Annotated in this window: 17 protein-coding genes, 1 tRNA gene and 3 pseudogenes; 5 read left to right on the top strand and 16 right to left on the bottom strand. The window is 40.4% G+C overall.

From position 1 onward, the window contains the following. Positions 1–25: 25 nt before the first annotated feature. Positions 26–102 (bottom strand) — tRNA-Arg (locus ATN88_RS12410). A gap of 292 nt (positions 103–394) precedes the next feature. On the opposite strand from ATN88_RS12410, the gene ATN88_RS12405 reads away from it, so the two are divergent. The 3 genes from ATN88_RS12405 to folD all read left to right on the top strand — a co-directional run bounded on the left by ATN88_RS12405 (position 395) and on the right by folD (position 3,319). Continuing rightward, positions 395–910 (top strand): MgtC/SapB family protein, encoded by a 516-nt coding sequence (locus ATN88_RS12405; protein ID WP_067416202.1) that lies wholly within the window; start codon positions 395–397, stop codon positions 908–910. A gap of 183 nt (positions 911–1,093) precedes the next feature. Further along, positions 1,094–2,281 carry an MFS transporter gene (locus ATN88_RS12400; RefSeq protein ID WP_067416199.1) on the top strand — a complete coding sequence of 396 codons (1,188 nt, stop codon included), beginning with the start codon at positions 1,094–1,096 and terminating at the stop codon, positions 2,279–2,281. A gap of 183 nt (positions 2,282–2,464) precedes the next feature. Beyond that, a complete protein-coding gene (gene folD / locus ATN88_RS12395) occupies positions 2,465–3,319 on the top strand; it encodes a bifunctional methylenetetrahydrofolate dehydrogenase/methenyltetrahydrofolate cyclohydrolase FolD (protein WP_067416196.1) in 855 nt (284 codons plus the stop codon). A 70-nt stretch (positions 3,320–3,389) separates the two neighbouring features. On the opposite strand, the gene ATN88_RS12390 is transcribed toward folD, so the two are convergent. The 4 genes and pseudogenes from ATN88_RS12390 to ATN88_RS12375 form a co-directional block, all read right to left on the bottom strand. Continuing rightward, the gene (locus tag ATN88_RS12390) at positions 3,390–4,556 is read right to left on the bottom strand and encodes a nucleotide sugar dehydrogenase (protein WP_067416192.1); all 1,167 of its coding nucleotides are present in this window, start codon (positions 4,554–4,556) and stop codon (positions 3,390–3,392) included. A gap of 265 nt (positions 4,557–4,821) precedes the next feature. Further along, a pseudogene (gene tnpA / locus ATN88_RS12385) lies at positions 4,822–5,254 on the bottom strand (IS200/IS605 family transposase). Positions 5,255–5,415: 161 nt separating this feature from the next. Further along, positions 5,416–5,905, bottom strand: a pseudogene (locus tag ATN88_RS12380) (sugar transferase). A gap of 81 nt (positions 5,906–5,986) precedes the next feature. Then, positions 5,987–6,940 carry a UDP-glucose 4-epimerase family protein gene (locus ATN88_RS12375; RefSeq protein WP_067416189.1) on the bottom strand — a complete coding sequence of 318 codons (954 nt, stop codon included), beginning with the start codon at positions 6,938–6,940 and terminating at the stop codon, positions 5,987–5,989. A gap of 151 nt (positions 6,941–7,091) precedes the next feature. On the opposite strand from ATN88_RS12375, the pseudogene ATN88_RS12370 reads away from it, so the two are divergent. Further along, positions 7,092–8,968 (top strand): annotated as a pseudogene (locus ATN88_RS12370) (polysaccharide biosynthesis protein). Continuing rightward, on the top strand, positions 8,965–9,717 hold the full coding sequence (locus ATN88_RS12365) for a glycosyltransferase family protein (RefSeq protein WP_067416186.1): 753 nt from the start codon (positions 8,965–8,967) through the stop codon (positions 9,715–9,717). The pseudogene ATN88_RS12370 and the gene ATN88_RS12365 overlap by 4 nt, the downstream one beginning before the upstream one ends. A gap of 36 nt (positions 9,718–9,753) precedes the next feature. On the opposite strand, the gene wecB is transcribed toward ATN88_RS12365, so the two are convergent. The 11 genes from wecB to ATN88_RS12305 all read right to left on the bottom strand — a co-directional run bounded on the left by wecB (position 9,754) and on the right by ATN88_RS12305 (position 23,686). Further along, entirely contained in the window at positions 9,754–10,881 is a 1,128-nt protein-coding gene (gene wecB / locus ATN88_RS12360) for a non-hydrolyzing UDP-N-acetylglucosamine 2-epimerase (RefSeq protein ID WP_067416183.1), read from the bottom strand. 30 nt (positions 10,882–10,911) lie between these two features. Then, complete coding sequence (locus tag ATN88_RS12355; RefSeq protein WP_067416179.1) at positions 10,912–11,880, bottom strand: glycosyltransferase family 2 protein; 969 nt, start codon at positions 11,878–11,880, stop codon at positions 10,912–10,914. Further along, entirely contained in the window at positions 11,873–12,730 is an 858-nt protein-coding gene (locus ATN88_RS12350) for a hypothetical protein (protein WP_157490718.1), read from the bottom strand. Before ATN88_RS12350 ends, ATN88_RS12355 begins: the two co-directional genes overlap by 8 nt. Beyond that, a complete protein-coding gene (locus tag ATN88_RS12345) occupies positions 12,640–14,190 on the bottom strand; it encodes a hypothetical protein (RefSeq protein ID WP_198158377.1) in 1,551 nt (516 codons plus the stop codon). Before ATN88_RS12345 ends, ATN88_RS12350 begins: the two co-directional genes overlap by 91 nt. A 66-nt stretch (positions 14,191–14,256) precedes the next feature. Beyond that, complete coding sequence (locus tag ATN88_RS12340; RefSeq protein ID WP_067416167.1) at positions 14,257–15,834, bottom strand: GMC oxidoreductase; 1,578 nt, start codon at positions 15,832–15,834, stop codon at positions 14,257–14,259. Between the two features lie 651 nt (positions 15,835–16,485). Beyond that, positions 16,486–17,073: an NAD-dependent epimerase/dehydratase family protein gene (locus tag ATN88_RS12330; protein WP_067416157.1), complete on the bottom strand. Its 588-nt coding sequence runs from the start codon at positions 17,071–17,073 to the stop codon at positions 16,486–16,488. A 4-nt stretch (positions 17,074–17,077) separates the two neighbouring features. Then, a complete protein-coding gene (locus tag ATN88_RS28920) occupies positions 17,078–17,452 on the bottom strand; it encodes a GtrA family protein (protein ID WP_067416154.1) in 375 nt (124 codons plus the stop codon). Continuing rightward, a complete protein-coding gene (locus tag ATN88_RS12320) occupies positions 17,449–18,240 on the bottom strand; it encodes a class I SAM-dependent methyltransferase (RefSeq protein ID WP_067416150.1) in 792 nt (263 codons plus the stop codon). Before ATN88_RS12320 ends, ATN88_RS28920 begins: the two co-directional genes overlap by 4 nt. Beyond that, on the bottom strand, positions 18,241–21,342 hold the full coding sequence (locus ATN88_RS25540; protein WP_083539479.1) for a glycosyltransferase: 3,102 nt from the start codon (positions 21,340–21,342) through the stop codon (positions 18,241–18,243). It lies immediately after the preceding gene. A gap of 8 nt (positions 21,343–21,350) precedes the next feature. Then, a complete protein-coding gene (locus ATN88_RS12310; RefSeq protein ID WP_067416147.1) occupies positions 21,351–22,481 on the bottom strand; it encodes a class I SAM-dependent methyltransferase in 1,131 nt (376 codons plus the stop codon). Next, positions 22,481–23,686 (bottom strand): ABC transporter ATP-binding protein, encoded by a 1,206-nt coding sequence (locus ATN88_RS12305; RefSeq protein ID WP_067416144.1) that lies wholly within the window; start codon positions 23,684–23,686, stop codon positions 22,481–22,483. Before ATN88_RS12305 ends, ATN88_RS12310 begins: the two co-directional genes overlap by 1 nt. Between the last annotated feature and the right edge of the window lies 1 nt (position 23,687).

Below are 23,687 nucleotides of genomic sequence, written 5' to 3'. Positions count from 1 at the left end.
GAGATTGTACTGGGGAGGTTTGAAGTGGCACGCCCTACAGGATTCGAACCTGTGACCCACGGCTTAGAAGGCCGTTGCTCTATCCAACTGAGCTAAGGGCGCACTTCATTCACACTCAGTGAGAATGCAAGGCCGGATTATAAGGCTCAATACAGCATCGTCAACGGTTTTCCTTATAAAAGCCTGCTAAGTGTCTAGAAAACAAACATTCAACACGCATTCCGTTTATAACCTTCTACGTACCGCGCTTTTTAAGACGAGAAACGCGTCACCTCACTCCGCTAGCAATAGAGCATCAACAAACACGCCGTTAAGCACAAAAACATTTCATCATCTTTACCCTTGAGCTTTCGCAGCTTGGGGAGGATAGTGCACCGCAATTTTTTCGTGCCTGATGAGGGAGACTGTATCTGTGGCCGAGTTTTGGGATATTTCTCCGTTTAGCTGGGAAGGTGTATTCACCTGTGCCGCCTGCGGCTGGATTTTGGGTTTGGAACGTCAACTGCGCGGCAAACCCGTTGGTATTCGTACAGCCATTCTGATTGTGTTGGGTACCTACGTATTCATGCGCCTTGCCACCTCTCTTTCTGACAACTCACTCGACCATGCGCGTGTGCTAGGCCAAATCGTTACGGGCGTGGGCTTTTTGGGCGCAGGCGTAATGATGGCACGTGATGGACAAGTGCAAGGTGTTACCTCTGCAGCCGTCGTTTGGTTGATGGCGGGTTTGGGTATGATCATCGCGTTTGATTACGGTCGTCAGGCTCTCCTTTTGTGTGGATTTGTTCTTTTTGTTCTGGTCGGTATTGATAAAGTGGAAACCACTTTTTCATCTTTGACAAAAGGCGTGCATAAACGCTGGGAAAAGAAGCGAAAAAAGAGCGATAAATCAATCAATTGCACAGACTAAACACACATAGTTATGCAGTTGATTTTCAATTAAATAATTTCATCATGACGATAAATTTAACTCTCTTTACGTTTATCGTTGGCGAAAGAATAATCGCACCAGATCACATAATTCTATGTAGCAAAACCTGCACTTCCTGTGCGGGTTTTTTCATCCTAAATACAACCTAATAAGAGAAGAGCATTGCAACAGAACCCTGTTATTCAGGCTGATCGCAACAGCCCACTTGTGCCTGTTATCAGCCTAAGCCTTTTTGCAGTCGCCTCAGGATTCCTGATGAGCCTCATTCCACTTGCACTTGATGCAAGGGGCATGTCGCATGATCTGGCCTCTTGGTTAGCGAGCGTATTCTACGCTGGCCTTTTGGGCGGTTCGCTGATCAGTGCGCGCATTGTAGGCAAAACAGGTCACCGTAAAGCCTTGGTTGCTTTTCTTATCTCTGTGGTAGGCACCGTCGGTTTGATGGCGACCATTGCAGAACCTGCAGTTTGGCTAGCCGCTCGCTTTATCGCTGGTGTTGCAGTAGCAGGTGTATTCGTCGTAATCGAATCTTGGCTGTTGATGGCTGACACCGAAAAAGCACGCGCAAAGCGACTAGGCCTTTACATGGCATCGCTCTACGGTGGTTCAGCATTGGGTCAGCTTGGCATCGGTATGTTTGGTACTGAAGGTGCAATGCCATTGATGGTGGTTGCCGCGCTTTTCTCTGCGGCGATGTTTCCACCGCTGGTCATTCGTAAAGGCCAACCACAAGCCGTGGCGCACACTAGCATTCATTTCAATGAAATGAAGAGCCTCCCTGCTGCTGCTTACATTGGTTGTATCGTATCGGGTTTGATTCTTGGCGCGATTTACGGTTTGCTGCCATTGGAGTTGGAAGCGAAATACAGCCACGACCAAGTGGGTGCATTGATGGCTATCGTGATCCTTGGCGGTATGGCTGTACAGCCTCTGGTGAGCTGGTTGAACTCTCGCGTAGAGAAGTCGCTGCTGATGGCACTTTTCTGCTTGGCCGGTCTGTTGTCTATCGCGATGTATGAAATCGCGACCGTGGCAGCAGGTATGATGGCGGGTCTGTTTATTCTGGGTGCAGCAGCATTTGCGCTCTACCCTGTTGCTATCACGCTTGCATGTCGTGACCTAAGCGCGTCAAAAATTGTCGCAGCTGCAGAGCTGATGCTGCTGAGCTACAGCGTGGGCTCCGTCATTGGTCCTGTGATCGCTGGTGAAGCTATGAGCGTTGAAGGTGGCCTGATGTTCTATTTGGTCATTTGCTTTGCGGCAACCCTGCTCTACATGCTGGTCTCAACCAAGCGCAACCGCTCTCGTGGTGCAAATGGTGTTGATGCTGCACTGCCGGTAGATATCTGATTCTGACGACAGCGAGGACGTTTAAGTTCTCGCTTTTATCCGCCACTCATTCAAAATTTTTCGCCACATCGCATAATTTAAGATAGAGCACACCAAAGGCAAACGTTTGCGCTATAGCCATGTCACACTTTTTTTGTCAAAATATGGCCTGTTCCTCATCCCTTTCATTTCCAAAGGAAAACCATGGCCGCTCAAAACATTGATGGAAAAATCATCTCTCAAACCGTAAGACAGGAAGTCGCAGCACGCGTTGAAGCAAGGAAAGCCGCAGGGTTGAGAGCTCCTGGCCTGGCTGTTGTTTTAGTTGGAGATGACCCAGCATCTCAAGTATATGTGGGCAGTAAACGCCGGGTTTGTGAAGAAGTTGGCTTTATTTCTAAGTCTTTCGACCTTCCTTCAACCACCAGCGAAACTGAATTGCTGGCATTGATCGATGAGTTAAACAATGATGCTAAAATTGACGGCATTTTGGTTCAGCTTCCGCTACCTGCGCAAATGGACACAACCAATGTGTTAGAGCGCATTCACCCTGAGAAAGACGTTGATGGTTTCCACCCTTACAATGTCGGACGTCTTTGCCAACGCATTCCAAAACTTCGCTCATGTACGCCAAAAGGAATCATTACCCTGCTAGAGCGTTACAACATTCCTCTGAGAGGAAAACATGCAGTCGTGGTTGGCGCATCAAACATTGTCGGCCGTCCAATGACGATGGAACTTCTGCTATCAGGATGTACAACAACCACTTGTCATCGTTTTACTAAAGACCTTGAGTCTCACGTCCGTCAGGCTGACTTATTGGTGGTGGCTGTGGGCAAACCAAACTTCATTCCAGGTGATTGGATCAAAGAAGGCGCAGTGGTGATCGATGTTGGTATCAACCGTCTCGAAGATGGCAGGCTCGTCGGTGACATCGAATACAATGTGGCGAAAAACAAAGCCAGCCATATCACGCCTGTTCCTGGCGGCGTTGGCCCAATGACGGTTGCGACCTTGATTGAAAACACGCTACTGGCTTGCGAACAGTTTCATTCGTAATCTAGTCCCGTATTTCAAAAAACCGCCTTACTCGGCGGTTTCTTGTTTTCAGTATCTTCAAATATGTTGGCTAATCAATGCCAAACAAATCTCTCGTATAAACGCGCTCGGCAACATCTTCTAGCAAAGGATCCATACGGTTGGAAACGATGATGTCTACCCTTTCTTTAAATGCTGAAAGGTCAGTCATCACTTCCGAATTAAACAACGTCGCGTCTTTATAAACGGGCTCATAAACCACAACTTCAATGCCCGTCGCTTTCAGTCTTTTCATCACACCAAGAATAGAAGAGGCGCGGAAATTGTCTGACCCCGATTTCATGATGAGACGATAGATGCCTACCACTTTAGGTTTCTTTTCAAGAATAGCATTGGCAATAAAGTCCTTACGTGTACGGTTTGCATCGACAATGGCCCCGATAATGTTATTGGGGACTTTCTGATAGTTGGCGAGTAACTGCTTGGTATCTTTCGGTAAGCAATACCCACCATACCCAAACGAAGGATTGTTGTAGTGGTTGCCAATACGCGGGTCTAAGCATACCCCTTGGATGATTTCCTTGGTGCTTAACCCCAAAGACTCAGCATAAGAATCCAGCTCATTAAAAAAAGCAATCCGCATTGCAAGGTAGGTGTTAGAAAACAGCTTAACCGCTTCTGCTTCTGTTGAATGGGTATAAAGCACAGGTATATCTTTTGCTACCGCCCCTTCAAGCAAAAGACCCGCAAACATCTTTGCCTTTACCGATGTCGCGCCGATGATAATTCGGGCGGGATGAAGGTTATCGTAAAGTGCCCTTCCCTCGCGCAAAAACTCCGGAGAGAACATGATATTTTCGGAGCCATATTTTTTTTGCATTACTCCGGTGAACCCGACGGGTACTGTCGACTTTATCACGACCAAAGCCTGAGGGTTCGTATTTACTACCTGCTCGATAACTAACTCAACAGACGACGTATCAAAGAAATTAGTTTCTGGATCGTAGTTAGTAGGCGTGGCAATGAGGACTATATCGGCCCAAGCGTAAGCTTCTTGGCTATCCAACGTGGCGTAAAAACGTATATCATCTCGACAAAGAAAAGCTTCAATCTCTGTATCTGATATGGGTGACTTCCCTTCATTCAGCTGCGACACCTTGTCTTCCACGATATCAACGGCGACGACATGGTTGTGCTGCGCAAGCAACATTGCGTTCGACAACCCTACATAGCCCGTTCCAGCTACCGCTATCTTCATCCACGCTCCCTTTAGATGCAACCAGTAAGAAATCGATCAGCCTTACAGTGATATGCCCATCTTTGAGACATACCTTAAATGTAGAACATGACGGTTTTTAGATGAAAAAGAGGCAAGGTTGTGAAGATAAATTTTCAGGTGAATGACGAGGGAGATAAGGACTTTGGTACTAAATAATACCTGAACTCATGGAAAGCCACCTGCAAAGCAGGTGGCTTTGAAACGGCCCCCTAAAAAGGGGGCTGTCTGCTTCAACTTTGAATATTCAATTCCATCTGATGTAGTTCATCCTCCTTGGCTGCTTTTCTTGATGCCTTACGTTTCGACGAATGATGGCTTCATTCGCTCCTTCCGAATCAACAAAGTACCCTCTTTGCCAAAAGTGATTTCCCCACAACTTTTTCTTCCTCATGTAAGGAAACTTGGCAAACAGCTTTATCGCAGTTCCGCCTTTGATGAAACCTACTAACTCTGGACCACTCAAGCTTTGCGGTGTTCTCACCACCAAGTGCACATGGTCTATCTGAACGTTCAACTCCACTATTCTGCACTTCTTTATGCTGCAGAAAGCATGGATTCATCGATACAGTTCATGCACTACATTTCCCTTGAGGATTTTAAATCGGTACTTGGGCGTCCCAGATTATCTGCTCCTGACACCGATAGAAAACGTGCGATGATGAGTCATATCTGCTCATGCTATTTACTCCTTCGATTGCTGGTAACAAACAAGGGTAGTATCTAGCATGAGTTCTTTACGGGCTTAACCCCGAACAAACGATCACCAACTCCATAGGCGGTGGTTTAAGACTGACAAAAAATGCATGTTTCGCACTGATTTGCTTTTCTAATAGTGGTGTCAGTTTTTTATACGATCACCAGAACCGCTCCCTACAGCAGTCTGAATGATGTATGTGAAGTAGTTTTTCAGCGACATAGTTTTGATCATTTTCTCATCCCATTGCGCCAGCTTTTCTGGCGTAGACATATCAATCTCGTTGACTTGAGCTAGCCCCGTCACACCAGGTAACACATCAAACACACCACGCAATTTGCGAGCCTCAATAAGTTCAGATTGATTAAACAGGCAAGGTCTTGGCCCTACGAGACTCATCTCACCTTTTAAAACATTGATAAGCTGCGGCAGCTCATCCAACTTAGTTTTCTTAAAAATGTACCAAGCTTGGTTATCGACGTCATTTGCGCTAAATGAGTTGCAACTGACTCCGTTTCTGGTGCCATTGTTCGAAACTTAATTAACGTAAAGGCTTTTGATCACGCCCTACGCGCTCTTGGCGGAAGATTGGCGAGCCTGTATCGAAGTAGCCAAGAATAACGACGATGAGCATCACTGGCCAAAGAAACAGCAGACCTAAAAACGCTAAAGAATAATCAAAAATCTTTATCACTAAGAATTACTCACTTCTAAATTATTGGCTTTCGGACAATGCTTCTTTATAAGCCGTGACGGTATTTTCAATACCTTGTTTAAAGGTATAAGGCGGCTGCCACCCCAGTGCACGTATTGTATCAGAAACATCGACCTGGAGATTTCCGCACAATCGCTGCGCAATATCACGCCGCCCTAGTAGCGTTGCTACTAATTCGAGCAACCATTGCGGCACTGGGATCAATCTGTTGGGCTTCCCTAAGCTAGCTGCGACTTGTCTAAAAAGCAAAGAAGTTGAGACATCGTGATTGTCGGAAACAAGAAAAACCTTTCCCGCGGCTTTTGGGTGCTTACAGCAAGCCAATATTAAGGAGATAAGGTTATCGAGATAAACAAGACTTCGTTGATTCTTTATCGCACCAAAAGGAAGTGGCAAACCTTTCCTTACGATGTTTATCATAGACAGGAAGTTCGCTTTCACACCTTCACCATAGACCAAAGGAGGACGAATGATGACCACTTCAAGACCGGTTTCTTTCGCTAACAAAGTAAGACGCTGCTCAGCTTCATATTTACTCAAGCCGTAGGGATCTTTAGGTGCGGTCACAACATTTGGCGTGAACGGTTTTCCCTTTTCAGTAAACTCCCCATTTACCTTTATTGTACTCAAAAAAACAAAACGCTTAACGCCTACATCTGCAGCTTGTTGCGCTAATCTCAAGGTTCCTTCAGTATTAACGCGACGGTAGCTTTCTAACGCATCGTCTTGGTCATCGTTCATTTGGTGTACGCGCGCTGCACAATGAACAATAACATCAACACCTTGTAAACAGTCGCCCCAGTCTGTATCCGGACTAATGTCCTTTATCTCGATTTGGTTGTTGCTTACTGCCCCGCTTCTCACTTGGGTGAGAACATCCATACCTTGATGCTGAGCGGTCAATGCTAATCGCGAGCCTACGAAGCCGTTTCCGCCGGTAATCAATATCTTCACTGAGGTATCCAATCTATCTTTAACGTGACCGCAAGATTCTAACACTCTAAACTGGATGCAATCACCAAACACTCTTAGAATAGCTGCAGAAAATTAATTGCTGCAGTTTGGCTAACTAACCGCAAGCAAACAGAGAATTATAAATACACGAATGTTTACACCAATCCAGTTGCTGCTCGGTGCTCAGCGTAAAAATAAGCGCATAATTAGTATTGTTTATGACTTGCTCGCCATCATCGGCTCGTACCTCTTTGCCATGGCTTTGAGGATGGACAGCATGTCTTTTCCTTTTGGTTTACACGAGATTCTTAGCCTCGCAATCACCTGCATTGTAACTATTGTCTGTTTCATAAAGTTGGGACTTTACCGCGCCATTCTTCGCTACATGATGCTTCCAGCTATTGGGAATATGTTTTTTGCTGTGTTTATTTCAGCGATAACATTAGCAATCAGTGGCTTCTTTTCTCAAGCTTCATTCCTCGAAGCGTCCCCTTTATTTATGCAGGTTTAGCTATCTTCTCACTGGGTGCTCCTCGCATCTTGATTCGAACAGTTTATTACCATCATTACCGCAGAAAAAAGCCGAACGTATTCATCTATGGTGCAGGTTCAACAGGAAGAGATTTAGCTTATGCTCTGATTCAAGGAGATGAATACCACCCTGTTGCCTTCTTAGATGATGATATTAAGAAGGCAGGACAGATCCTGAGTGGGGTTAGGATCTACCCTTCTAGTGAGTTTGATCGTTTAACGTCTCTCTACAAACCAGTAAAACTACTGTTAGCGATTAACAATATCAGTAAAGGCGATCGCCTACGTTTGGTTGAAATGCTTTCCAGTTGGCCTATTGAGGTGCAATCGGTACCGTCTGTTGAAGATATTGCGGCAGGAAAAGCACTCGCCACTGACATCAAAGACTTGGCGGTAGGCGATCTTTTAGGGCGAGAACCTGTCGAACCTAATACTGACTTGATGAGCCAAAACATCACTGATAAATCCGTTATGGTGACAGGTGCTGGTGGGTCAATCGGTTCAGAGCTTTGTCGGCAAATACTATTGCTAAAACCAAAGACCTTGGTGCTGTTTGAGTTAAACGAATTTAACTTGTATAGCATCCATCAAGAGTTGGAAAACCTTAAACAAAACTATGGGTTCGAGACCAACCTTGTCGCTGCACTGGGCTCTGTTCAAAAAGAAAACCGGATGACAAAGCTTATGGCCGCCCATGGAACGGAAACCGTTTACCATGCCGCAGCATACAAGCATGTCCCATTGGTAGAGGACAATATTATCGAAGGCATTCGTAATAACGTGTTCGGAACACTCGCTTGCGCTAATGCCGCGATTGCTACTGGGGTAGCTAACTTTACGCTGATTTCAACGGATAAAGCAGTTCGCCCTACGAACATTATGGGCGCAAGTAAGCGCCTCGCAGAGCTCGTGCTTCAAGCTCTCGCGGATAAAGAGAAAAATATCACCTTTACCATGGTTCGCTTTGGTAATGTACTGGGCTCTTCTGGCTCTGTGGTTCCTTTGTTTAAAAAACAAATACGTAAAGGCGGCCCAGTCACTGTTACGCACCCTGAAATAACACGCTTCTTCATGCTCATTCCCGAAGCTGCTCAGCTCGTTATTCAAGCAGGGGCAATGAGTAAAAACGGACAAGTGTTTGTGTTGGATATGGGAGAGTCAGTGAAGATTGTCGATCTGGCCCGCCGTATGATCCGTTTGATGGGCATGCAGGAATACTACGACGGCAACAGTGATGACGGTGACATTGAGATCCAATTTACGGGCTTACGGCCGGGCGAAAAGCTCTACGAAGAGTTGTTAGTTGGAGAGAATGTTGAAGGTACGAGCCATAAGAAGATAATGACAGCTAGTGAGGAAAAACTTTCATGGCCGGAAATGGAGGCACTATTGACACGTCTTGATAGTTGTTGCCACCACTTCGACACTGACTGTATTAAGGATATTTTGCTAACCGCACCTACTGGCTATAAACCTAAAAACGGCGATCTTTCATGAAACTGTTTGTCTCTGTAATCAATCACGGTCATGACAGCTTGATCACCGCTAACGATACGCTCGCTAACCTCGCAACTAGCTATAACGTTGTGATTCGTTCGAACACAACACCGTCAACAGCACTGCAGAAATATGCCGATGATGCTGGAATTCACTTAGTTTGTGGAGAGAAACCTCTCGGATTCGCATCGAACAACAATGCGGTTTTTAAGTATTGCCAGGAAACTCTGGAAATGGTGGCTGAAGACTATTTCTTGGTTCTTAATCCAGATGTGGCCATTTCAGTCGCAAGCGTAAGGCAACTACTTACACTGGCAGTCGAGCGCAACTCAGATATTTCAGCCATTAATCTGTTTAGAGATAGTGACTTCTCTAGCTACGATATCTCTATTCGCTACTACCCTAAACTTCTTGCCCCAGTGAAGTCTCTATTTGGTATCAAAAGAACGGATGTATATAACAAGGACGAAATCAAAGAGCCGATTGAAATAGATTGGGCTGCAGGTTCATTTTTGTTGGTAAAATCTGCATCTTATGAGCAATTGGGTGGGTTTGATGATCGCTACTTCATGTACTTTGAAGATGCCGATTTGTGCACAAGAGCGAACAAGATGGGGCTAAAAGTAAGCTACTTCCCTAGTGTTAAAGCGGTACACTTTGCATCACACCAGAACAGAAAGTTGTTTTCCAAGCATTTCATTTGGTATGTGAAAAGCTCTCTTAGATACCATTTAAAATTTATAGGATAAGTATTGAAAAAAAAGGCATGCTAAGCATGCCTTTTTTTAGTTACATTTAAGCACAATCGCATCAGCTATTCGTCTCGATGCATTCCCGTCACCATACGGGTTATGCGCAAAGCTCATTTTTGTGTAAGCATCGTCGTCTGTAAGTAGCGTAGATACCTGGTCGACTATCAGTTCGACATCAGTACCTACTAACTTCACAGTTCCGGCTTCGACGGCCTCAGGTCTTTCTGTGGTATTTCGCATAACAAGCACAGGCTTACCTAAAGAAGGAGCCTCTTCTTGAATACCACCAGAGTCAGTAAGAATGATATCTGAGCGGTTCATCAAGTATACGAATGGAAGGTAGTCCAACGGCTCAATCAAATGAACATTAGATTTCCCAGATAAATAACGATTTACAGGCTCTCTAACATTAGGATTTAGATGCACTGGATAGACAAAATCAACGTCAGGGTATTTGGTAGAGAGAATCGAGATAGATTCGCAAATACGCTCAAATCCGCCGCCAAAACTTTCGCGTCGATGGCCAGTAATAAGAACGACCTTGCTATCCTCTTTCAAGAAGCTAAATTGGCTATCAAGTGCGCTACCTAGGTTATGGTTAGTTTTTAGCTTTTCTTTAACCATCAACAATGCATCAATGACGGTGTTACCTGTCACGATGATATCATCTGCGTTTACGTTCTCACTAAGCAAGTTGTCTTGAGAGGTTCCCGTTGGCGCAAAATGGAGGTTAGCTAAACAACCAGCCACCTTTCTATTGCCTTCTTCAGGCCACGGCGAATATATGTTGTTTGTACGAAGTCCTGCTTCGACGTGTCCCACCTTAACTTGCTGGTAATATGCAGCAAGCGTCGTTGACAGAGTTGTAGCCGTATCACCATGCACAAGAACATAGTCAGGTTTGAACTCTGCCAATACTTCACGTAACCCCACAAGAATGGCAGTAGTCACATCTGTGAGATCCTGACCAGGCTTCATAATATTTAGGTCATAATCTGGTGAGATCTCAAAGAGTTCCAGAACTTGATCTAACATCTGTCTATGTTGGCCAGTAACACATACCTTCCCTTCAAACCTAGCGTCATTTTTAATCGCTTCCACTACGGGAGCCATTTTGATTGCTTCAGGCCTAGTTCCGAATACCGAAAGTACTTTTATCATAAAAAACTACCAATTAACGTTGAGTGAAGCTCAGTCATTATCTAAGTTTGGCGAAACAGCTTTACTTGGATAATTAGAAATGTCATATGAGAGAAATGAAAGAAAAAGCTGAAATCCTACAATGATGCCAAGGGCAGAAATTATTACCGTACCGACAGGGGTTTCTATACCTGCAATCGCATTATTGAACCAATTTACGCCCCCGAAAACAAACCCGAAAAGCATAAATATGATGCCAAAGCACAGTTCTAAAGAAGCGATATTGAAGTCTTGTAAGAAATATTTGTAGATTATACGTTTGTAAAGATTTTTTAAGTTTCCTTTCAAAAACGGGAAAAACACCTTCCTTATATGGAGATTGGATTCCTCATCTTCATAGACGGCTCTCATTGGAACGTCTACAACTTTTGCATTAGCCAATGATAACCTGAACAGAATATCACTTTCAAAAAAGTAACGTTTGTTAACTTTATCTAGAGGGAGAATTTTCAGCACTGTAACGGAAACAGCAGTATAGCCGTTAGTAGGGTCGAAGTTCTTCCAATAACCACTAGACGCCTTTGTAAGAAAGGACAAACCAATATTACCCATCAAGCGGACTTTAGGCATACTTGCAGAGTCTGAAAAATTGAAAAAGCGATTACCTTTTGTATAGTCAGCATTACCAGAAGCAATTGGCTTTACAAACTTTGGTATCAGAGTGGGGTCCATTTGATTATCACCGTCAATTTTAACGACAATATCTAATCCATCTAACACGGCTTGGCGATAACCCGAAATTACAGCACCTCCAACTCCTTGGTTTTGTTCATGAAAAATCACTTTCACACGAGGATCGGAGATATTGTTTGATACGTATTCACCAGTTCCCTGATCACAGCAATCATCAACAATATAGATTACATCCACATCTCCCGGAATTCGTTCAAGCACCTTATCAATCTGCTTAACAACTCGGTAGCATGGCACTACCACGCCTATTTTTTTATCGTCAATCATTTCTTAACTCACTAAGGGCGACTGAATAAACGGTATATACACCACTCATAGGTTGTACAAAGATTCTTATATTTTTTGTGGCAAAAGGAGCCTCAACAACAAGACTATGCTTTTGTTTTACCCCAGGGGTTTTACAAACATTTGTTCTAATCATATTTGTAAAGTTGGTGTACCTATCAAACTCAACATAATCTTTCCAAACTCCTCCTTCCGCGCAAGAGTATACGAATTCCAAATTGAATTTTCGCGAACCTTCAATTTGAGGATACTCATATAGTGCAAAGTTATTTGAACTAACAGAAAAAGAGCCGTTTTTATTCACAGGAACATCACCGAAAAAACTCACTTTCGGTTCAATATTCACAGGTTTCTTCTTTATTTCATAAACATCGTAGAGTACATTTTGATATATTAATTCCCCATGATTCTTAGCCACACGAGAAAGAGCGTCGTCTACACCGGAAAATGTAATGATATGTGTAGAATTCTTAGAAAGGATATACTTAAATAACTCATCCTCTCCCAAACTAAATGCATCAGAACCTTTAGTATTATACCAATTTAAGTACACGTAATTACCTTTAAGGTTAGACGCAAATGGTTTCTGTGGCGGATATACGACCGTCACTGTACCCTTAAGTGAATTCAAATAATCATTAACTTGCAATATAGGCTCGTTATTAATAACAAACTTTTCTCTCTTCTCCGGCATTAATACTAAATCAGGACTCCAACCGGAAAAGTACCAAATAACACGATTTAGGTGAGAAAAATTGGCAATGATAAAAATTGCAATATTGAGATTAATACTTTTTTGCTTAAGGTTTGGATCTTGGAAAGCAGCAAACATGAAACGACAGTTGCCACAAATATGCTAGGACCGACATATCTTGCATACTGCTGTGAGTAGAACATCCCTATTGCTGAGATGATGATCGCATAAAGGAACAGAACCTCCTTATTAGCTCTCTTGTATAGAAATGGTGAAACCAAAAGGACCAAAGGAAGTAATAGTAGCTGGAAACCTGCAACTCCATCATTCGACTCCATATACTTTGATGTATTGAAGATCAATCCTAAAAACGCGTTGACATTGAAGTTGCCGGAATATACTGAATTAAAGAAATTAACATTTGGAAAACCAGGTGCATGGAAAATGCCATTAAACAATGGATAAACTGGATTTCCTGTTTTTACGAACGCAAAAATATATACAGAAGAAAATATAAATAGCGAAACCAACAGTGAAAAATAGAAGCGTACACTCTTAAACAAAGTAAGCTTGTGCAATTCGTACTCCTTCGCTAAAAACATAACGAAAGGAAGCCCGAAAACTATTGCGTTGCTTGGTTTTATAGCCACAGAAAACGCAAAAATCAGCAATGCTTTAACAAGCGTATTTTGATTGTAATTAATGTAACAATAAAGTATTGAAACGAGGAGAAAAGTAGATATCAACTCACTCTGACTGTTGGTTAAGCTGAGTATAAATAAAGGAGTCGAAGAAGCGAAAACTACAAACAATAAGGAAATGTTGGTTGAAAAATGTCTTCGGAATAGCTTAATCAACATTGTTACAATTGACAATGCCATAAACAAATTTAAAACACTTCTCCCTTCAACGTTAGAATATATACCCGCCAAACCATAATAAACATTAGAAACCCATTGAGCATAAGACCAAACGTTAACACTAACGTCAAAAATAGGAAATTTACCAGCTACAACTTGATTCTGTATATAGGAATGTATGGCTAAGTCATCATAGCCTATAGTAGGCATTGCAACATATGATGTAATAGAAACCACAAATAAAAGTGGGATAAAAGTCAACGCGTTAGCATCTTCGAATTGAGCTAGTGTGTCGTGAACTCGTGCCTTTAAAGGCTCTACCTTCTTAACTATTAGGCTAACAAAGCAAACCAATGCAATAATGATGATAAGAACAGAAAGAAGTTTTGTATCTAATAAACTGGCTTTCAGTGATACTGGCAACCGGCCCAATATTCCCGGGTAGGAACTAATGACCGAAATAAAGAAAACGGGAATGTATAAAGCAACAAAACCTGAAACTAGGTTTAAGGGGCCAAAATCCTCTTGTTTTGCCAAAAAGTAGTTTAGCCAAAAACCGATGGAGTAAGTACCAATGAAGATCATTGATAATGTTAGGACATCTCCTCCCAAGACTAAAAAATAACAAACAACCAAAAAGGCCATTAAACAGTTATTAGTTTTATATCTAAAAGATGCCCAATAAAAAAACAACCCAAGTACACATATAAAGATTGGTATTGTTAGTATGTTGTCCATTTCCGCCCTTAAACATTTAAGTCTGAAAAAATTTAATTCAGTAAGGATAGTCGTATCCGTTCATGGCTACTTATGTGCTCTAGATATGTAATTCCGAGCAATTCTGTCCGAGTTAGCCATTATGGTTAGGGTATGTGATTTCTCGGACAAACTTGGTAAAGAAGCCCCGTCAACTACATATACATTCTTTAATCCAACGACTTCGCCAGATTTTCTACAAGTGCCAATTTCATTTGAGTCAGATATTGGAAATGTAGATGCATAATGTATACACGCGCCTGGCTCTGTAAACTTAAAGCTGAAAGGCACCATAAAACACTTCATTCTGGCAAATTGCTTGACTAGCTTAGTTTTTGCATTAGAGCCTAACTTTCTATAAGAGTCATCATAGCTTCCCGACAACGAAATCTCACCTCTCTCATCAACGATCATTTTCGACGTTGAAAGTGTGCCAGGAAGAAATAGATTACCAACCATACATGAATTTATAATACTACTCAAAAATCTAGCACCAGAGGAAATACCAATAGGTAGATGCCTTACAAACTCATAGAGAGGTAAACCCTGCGTACCAAAAAAGGACCCAAACCCATCAAGTTTCTTAGTGAGTTTTACCTTAAACGAGACTTGCCCTAAACCAAACTCTGATTTACTCACTTTTCTGCCAAAGAATCTAGGAACAAAAAGAAGAAATGCAGCAGTAGGACAACTTTGTATTCTAAGTTCACTATTACGAATTGCTAAGGATTTAACTAATATCTTAGACGTTGATAGCGTACCGGCCCCTAAAAATACCGAATGAGCATCGAAAGTAATTTCACCGCCGTTTTGATCAAAACCGCTAACGTAAACCCTATTCTCATTGGATTTTATATTGGTGACAGCAACTCCGTTTATCACTTTAAAATTGCTGCTCTTCATAAGCGAGCGCATTTCGTATTTCGCAGAGTATATCGATTCGTTCTTGCAGCCCCAAAGACAGTTTCCTAAGCTATCACATTTTTTTCTTTCATCTTTAGGCTTACTCAAAACAGCAATTCGAGCGCGACCTAAAACCACATCAGAGCTTTCCGATTTGTTATCATATTCCTCTAAGATATACTTTGGTAGATCATCAAGATCGACACCCTTGTCAGCCCATCTATCGACGTTAAAATACGTTGACAACTTATCTGCGTTACTTCCACTAATGCCTAACCTAGGAGAAACATTTGCGTACGAGGTGAGCATCTCTCTATAAGCTGAGCCATATTCTTTGATCAAATTTGCAGGAGATAGAGCAGCGACACCCGCACCCCATGCGTTAGATAGACCACCAGTAGCCATAGAGCCTGTGTAGAAAAAGTTGTCGCTATCTACGGAAAAACTTTTTTCAAAATCTCTAAATACATATTCTAATGTTGGTATTCTTAACTTTGGAGATACCGAAGAGTTATTTTTTAAAGAAAATAGATCTTTCCCAATCATCCAATTTGATTGCTTATCATCACTTTCTCTAGAATCATAATGAGATTGGGAGGGCACAGAGTTGTCGCTTTTATTACCCCAATCTAACATAAGAACTTTTTTCCCACTTCTAACTAGTGGCAATGCAGCCGAAGTACCGGCCGGTCCAGAACCAATTACAATCACATCAAACTGCATAATCTTTGCTCCGGTAAAGCTTACTCTTAAATACAAACTTTTTAAGTACTGAGGAGATAATTACATAAATTTCAAAAGAAAGGCTGGAGATGGCTTTTGTTGTAGATAGCCATATTGAGTTATGCTTTGAGTTTACAAAGATATTGAAGCCTTGAGGTGAACACTCGACTGTCGTCATTGCAATATTCAAACGGTCGCGTAAATCTTGGTCCTTAAATATTAAGTTGTCATGCTGACCTATCTTATATGGTGAATATAAACATTGTAGATTCAAATGTAGAGGTTGCCCGTTTTTTAATACGTCTATTGCTCGAACATACCGTTTTACATTGTTAAGTGATGGTTTCACTCTCAGTATGTATTGCAGTAAGGCTCTTGCTTCAAGAATATTATACTTGCGGTGATACCCATGAAACACATGCTCACACTTACAATCGATAATAGTGAACCCCGGAGTAGGTTCAAACAACTTGTATCCCAAACTCAATGATAAGTAATTGTTAATACCAAAAGGGTTAAGCTTGGTAACTGTTAACACTTTTGATAGCAATTTCGTTACTGGTGAAGGAATTCGAATGAAGCGGAATTCTTTCTTAATCAACTTTATCGATATAGATTCCAGAAAACTGGAGAACGCCATGGATTTAGATATTAGGTTAACATCACTAAATTCATTTCCAGAATGTTGGCAAATTTTTTTAATACCACCACATACATGCAATATATGGCTATCTGTATGATTGGTTCCGGCTTAAAAACAGGAATGATTGGTAACTTTTTCGCCAAGTTAACTATACTTCCATACAAACCTGAAGGTTTTCCGCCATATATTAACCCAGGTCTTACTACAAATACATTTGGTTTATCTATTAATCTACACTCAATTTCAAACTTTGTTTTTCCGTAAGTAGTTAGAGAGCAGTCTTGTGCCGACAAACTAGAAATGAATATAAATTTGCAACCTTGCGCAACTGATTTCTCGCATAAATCAACTGCAGCAGCGACTTCAATATCATTTATTTTACCGGTACATTTCGCTTGCGTTAATGCAGCCAGATGGATAACTGCATCGATGTCTTTAGGTACTTGAAAACTTTTGTAGTCTTCAATCGAATAGAACAACTCTGACGATTTTTTTTTGCGTCTACTGCATCTAACAACGCCAAACCCGTTACTCTCAAGAAAGCTAGATAGTTCCTTACCAAGATAACCGCTAGAACCCGTTATTAATACGTTCATTTCTCTACGCCCTGTATACGAACTTTTTGACAATGATAAAGCTTAATATCACTGCAAAAACATCAGAAAATAACTTTGAAATTCCAACATATTCCGGCAGGGAACCAACCAGTATATACAGTAAAGATGATGACACCACCATGTTAATAATGATTGCCACTATATATCTGCCTGCCTCACCCACTGTATTTCCACTGTCTGAGACTTTAAACGTAAAGTACTTGTGACAGAAAAATGCTGTTGTTGCTGATAAAACCTTCGATAGTATATTAGAATAAATAACATCGACACTAAAAACAAATGCCAACAAGTAGAAAGAAGAGAACTCTAAGGAGTATGAAACCAGTTGAAACAATATATAAAGAGAAATTGTTTTCATTTTTTCTTTCTAATTACAATAACATGATGAACACCAAATAAATGATTAACCGGTGTCAAAATTACTTGCATGACATCTAGGAACCACTTCAAACGGGCTGGCCATAGTTGCTTAAAGTTCAGACCGCCAGATAGAATATAGGACAAGTAATTGTTACACACTCGTTGGTGTACGATCTCTAAATTCTGATTGTTAAGTGAAAACTTTTCAAAATCACGCTTAAACACTATATAGCTCAGAGCCTGATTCGCTCCATTCATAGGTCCAGAACTCGGCGTATTCCAACTTGGAAAATCCATATCGAAACCTTCTGTAGCAAAAAGTCGCTTATAGAGGAATTTAGAAAGCGGGCCATAATAAGGCTCAATAAGTATCGCACCTCCCCCAACTTCCAAAACTCGGTCAAGCTCATCTAAAAACTTCTGAGGCTCAGGAAAATGATGGAAACAGTTTTGTCCAATAACCGTTCTAACACTTGAATCAGTCATTGGCATAGCTCCTGCGTCTATCACCATGTCTAGCTCTTCACTAGGGACGATATCTGACGAAAGAACATCAGGATAGCTGCTTTTCATTGCCGCAACACCTGCACCAAGCTCAACTCGAATACCTTGACCGCTGAGATACTTTTTGTCTAAAGAGTCAATTTGATCATGAAACTCTTTAAATACTGCTTTAGTTAACGGTTTATTTTCGAGAATTCTTCTATGTTCTGATAAGCGTTCTTCATTATCAATAGTAGACGAATCAAAGTTCTTTTCCTTTAATTTTTCTATCAAGCTTTTCATTTATACTTTTCCTAGCATAACTTTTAGAACTGGGGTAAATCTATCACTCCAGGTGGCAACTTCCTCTTTGGAGGTATCCACCTTAAGCATATAATTATCAAAGCTTAAGACTTGATTCCTATCTATTCTTTCACTCATTTGACCGAACCTTGAACTTATTACTTCAATCCCAGCGGCCAAATATTCATAGTATTTCACCGGATCAACAAAGTGAGTTAAGTTATTGTTTTTAAATGGAATGATTCCATAATCAAAAGTCTTCAACATATCAGCAACTTCATCATGAGAAATAGGCTTCCTTATCTCTACATTACTTGGTAGTTTCGGTATTTTCTTGCCATGAAGCGGGCCTATAATAACTACCTTGTCACCACTATTCTGTATCGCTAGATCTTTAACTAAATCCCAGTCAAACCAATCGGCTATACTTCCTATATATCCGAAAGTTTTAGATTTCGTTATACTTGCGTTTTTCGATTTTGAACACTTAAATATGAATTCACTGTCGCAAGCGTTTAGAATTAATGCGTGCTTTTTAGTGTTTGAGGCGTACTTGTCCTTTAACGTTGATGACGAAAATATTGCCATGTCAGTATTTTTCAACAAAGCAGAATTGAGATTTTTGATACTGTTTGATGACATGCCAGTAAAGAAAGCAGGAAAATCATCCATAACATCCATAACAGTATGACTGAAAACAAATTCTCCATTCAGCTGAACAGCTAATCGACTAGGCTTTCCTACCACTAGTACGCATTCATCGCCATCTAAAAACTCTTCGACTTGCCTCGATATCTGTCGTATTGACTTCGCGTTTACTATGTCAAAAATTTTTCCAAAAGGCTCCACAGGTATCCAAGAAGCACCGATAACAGACACATTATTCGGTTTGTCGAAACTCTTTGTGCTTTTGTTTCCGTATAACCGCCTAAAATCGTAAACGTTAGGGAATCGTGACGGAGTTGGCTCCACCCAGAGGATTGAATCAAAACCACACTTTAAAGCCTCTTTTACAAAGAAGTGCGGCCTTTGTGCGATGCTTTCCCAAGGAACTGGTGACAGATATAGCAACTTCACCTCAGTTAACCCCTTTACGTAGGTATGAGGTTTCCATTCTCCCCATTTTGCTTCAAATTTCTTTTTATTTTCATTCATCAATTGTTGTTTTCTATTGTTAGCTAGTTTATTGAAACTTGCTGACAAATGATGGTGGACAAATGATGACTCTACACAGCCAAGTTTCCATCCCAGTTTTTTAACACGCATACAATAGTCATCGTCTTCGAAGAAACCTAGTCCATAATCAAGACATAACCCACCTATTTCTTCATAAACTTCACGACGTATAGCTACACAGAAAAATGCCAAACACTCTATATCGTAGATTTTGGTTATGTTCTTTGTCGTATAACTTAATGCAGCCTCTGTCATTTCAGACCAGTTGCTATAACTAATATTTATTTTAGATTCGTTACCGATATTATTAGTAACTGGACCAACCATTCCTAGATCTGGATTTTCTTTCAATGCATTAACCATTGCACCTAACCAAAAAGGTGAAACAACAGTGTCATTATTTAATATCACTAGTATGTCACCAGTGGCGACTTCCAGTCCTATGTTGTTACCCCCAGCAAAACCAAAATTATCATCATTTAGAATGACAGTATAGTTTTCCTTATTAGAGTAATTCTCTGACAAGTACTCTCTTGTATCATCGGTAGACTGGTTATCCACGATGATAACTTCGTAATTATTATAAGCGGTATTTTTCTCGATACTATTTAGGCAATCAATAGTCAGCTTTAGGTTATTGTAAGTGAGTACTATTATACTAACCTTTTTATTCTCTAGCTTATCAATTTCCTCTAACAGTTGAATCCCTCGGTTAGCCCAACTATGTCCTTCAGCCCACCGGGATCGCTTAAATGCCAACTCTTGGTTTTCGGACTCGCCGTATGCTGCTTTGATTTTATTCACAAACTCGTCTTTATCACTTGCAACATGTAGCATTTCATTAATAGCAACCACCTCTGGCATTGCAGTGGCTACTACTGGCTTTCCTGCTGCCAGATATTCATATACTTTAACGGGATTAGTGCAAAGTGTTAATTCAATCAACTTAAATGGTATTATACATACATCAAATTCAGTTAAATAATTGGTTAACTTATTGTAAGGACACTCTCCCAGAAACTTAATGTTATTTAATCTTGCCGCAGAAGAAACATCGATGGTCACATTACCAATGATTTCAAAATCATATTCAGGTAGTTTGTCAGCCGCTTCTATGACTAGATCCAAATCAAACCATTCAGCCACAGCACCATAGTAACCAATTTTTGGTCTCTTCTGAGTATCTCTTTTCGTATTCAGTGCTTTTGCAAAATAGTCAACTTCCGCGCCGTTTCTAACAATTACATTTGGCACATATTTAGAGACGTGTTCTGAAAGTCTCGTTGCGGTTGTTATGACTAAATCTGATGATTTAAATAGTTTAATTTCTTCATCAAGCATTTTGTCATCATTATTTTCAAAACCAGCATGATGATCCATGCAATCATATACAATATTGTTAGCAGGGAGTACTTCAGCCAACTCTCGCCAGAATGGCAAGTTTACTACAGATATTGTGTGCCCTAAACCTAAAGCCCCTCGAACTGCTGCCACACTATGTGACAGAAAACTAATATTATCGAAGCTCAGCTTATCTTTGTATATATTCAGACCTAAAACATTTAGGTTCAAACTAACAACTATAACGTTTTCTTCAGGGTTCTCTACGATTTTGAAGCCCGGTACCTTTGAATAACTAAACTGAGTGGTAAAATAAACCACTCTACAGCCCAACTTAGACATTTCTTTGGCTAAATGTTGTGGCCTTTGTGTTCTAAAGTTCCAATCTATCACAGGAAAAAGAAGTACACTTTTTCCTGTACTATTTAGCGCAGATAGCAACAAAACATTTCCAGTTATAGAGACTTCTCTTTGTTGAAACTTACTACCAAAAGCCTTCAGGTATAGCGCGATTAATCTAGCCCTAACTTTAACAGGTAGCCTAAAAAATAAAGGCTTTATTATAGCTTTAACTCTAGCTTTCATCTTGAAACTTAGGACCTTTTCATTGAGTTTAAAATTATCTCGATAAGTGATTTCTTGACATTTTTGTTGCCTTCAAGCTTATCTTTTACGTTATCTATATTTGTATTCATTTCATAAAACCCTACACTTATGTCTTTTACAATTAGGCTTTCATGAAAAGGTAAATATAATGTTAGCCCAGCCTCGTTCACAGCCATAATGGACTTAAATTCACTCAAATTAGTACTATATCCACTGTAATTAATCCCATTAATTTTAACATACTGAATACCACTTAATTTTGGAACATTGTTAACTACCAAGTGTATCGCTTTAGTTTCAAATTTATAATCTATCGTTACATCAAATTTAAATGGGGTTACTATGTTGACAGGGCCATTATAAACAGTGGAAAAATTTGCCGCGTCTTCATCACCTAAACTAATTGTAACAAATGCTTTAGGATGAAACTCTTCTAATTTGTCTGGCTGGTCTTGTTTGCGAACTTCGTATACGTACTGATAGACCTCTCTGTACTTCTCTTTGCGAATATAATCTGAAACACTTTTCGGAATATCACTATAACCATATTTAAATTCTGTTTTATTAGGTGGCAGATATATTCCAGAGCAATAACCGATATGCAACCCGCAGTTTTCGATCATTTTCTCAATTGTTTTTTTTGTGAAAAATCTTAAATGCGTTCTGTCTAGTAATCCTGTTTCGCTATAATCAAACGAGTTGTTTAATAAACTAAGAATTATAGATGAATGTGCTATATTGGGTATTGACATAATCAATGCACCATCGATGTTCAATAGCTCAGACGCTTTCTTAATCGCCAATTCTGGTTCTTTTAAATGCTCCAGTACATCGGCAAAAATAATATAGTCGAATTTTAATCCTTCAAAAAAGCCCAACCATCCATATTCTTCGATGTCACCAATAAACATTTTTTCCGTGAACTTAGAAGCAGCCTTAGCAAACTGCTCATTAAGTTCCACACCAAAGATCTCACAATCTAGATTTTTCTTTAAATATTCAGTTAATACACCATCTGCCGTACCAAACTCCAGAACTCTACTGTTTTGTTTTATTCTTCTGGCTATGCACGCTGGAGCTGAATCACTGTCTTTATCAAATTCAAATGAGTATTTCATTATTCTTGCCATGAGTGTTTAATTATGTATACGCCCTCACCAACATAAGGGGTCCTTATAACTACACTGTCAATACACTGCTTGTAATCAAAAGATACTGAGGCATTTTCTTCAAACAACGCCGCATCAATTGAATAAGTTCCACCGATAAGGCTAACCTCTTTATAATGTAGAGTAATGCTGTTTAAACCTAACTCCCAAGGTATTTCAATACCATCCAGCAATGTATTCAAACCGCATATATTTTTATTATCTAATGTGTTTATAGCAACACCTAGGACAGGTCTATCTACAGAGTCATCGTATACCTCATATGTTACCGTTACGTAGACATCTTCTAGGTAATTAAACTCTCTTCTTTCAGCATTATCACCAGTGCCTCTAATTGAAGTGTTTTTTATTTGTGCAATATCACTTCTAACTGCTTCTACGTCATTTGATATTTTGGCTGAATCTCTATCTGACAATTTCAAGTAGTCTAGGTATGCATCTGTTACGATATCTGTATTACCAACTTCTCGTACCTCACCATCACAAATCCAAACACTATAGGTACAGAATCTTTTAATCGCATTGATATCATGGCTAACAAATATAATTGTCTTTCCTGCGCGCCTAATATCATTAAATTTGTCCATACATTTCAGTTGAAACCTAAGATCTCCAACACTTAAGGCTTCATCGATAATGAGAATATCTGGTTCGACATTAATAGCAACAGAGAATGCAAGTCTGGCAAACATGCCCGAACTATACATCTTAACAGGTTGATGAATAAACTCACCTATATCAGCAAACTCCAAAATTCCGTTGATTTTTTCATCGACTTCTTTTCTAGTGAGGCCCATAAGAGTACCGTTAAGGTATATATTATCAATACCCGTTAACTCCATATTGAAACCTGCACCTAACTCTAGAAGTGAGGCAATCCTACCGACTACTTTAATTTCCCCGCTTGATGGAGTTACTATACCTGTAATAACTTTTAGAAGAGTAGATTTTCCTGCTCCATTTTTACCAATAAGACCTATTGTTTCTCCCTTCCTGAGGTCAAGGCTTACATCTTTTAGCGCAAAGTGTTCTTGATGATATTTCTTATTACTTAGACTAAATGCTTCTTTAATCCTATCTTTAGCTGAATTGTATAATTTGTATTTCTTACTAAGATCGCTAGTAGAAATAACAATCTCTTTATCTTCAATCATT

It is taken from the genome of Enterovibrio coralii (assembly GCF_001559595.1).
In the GTDB taxonomy this organism is placed as follows: domain Bacteria; phylum Pseudomonadota; class Gammaproteobacteria; order Enterobacterales; family Vibrionaceae; genus Enterovibrio; species Enterovibrio coralii.
The sequence above is the reverse complement of the archived record's forward strand: the minus strand, read 5'-3'. Positions and strand labels throughout refer to the sequence as shown.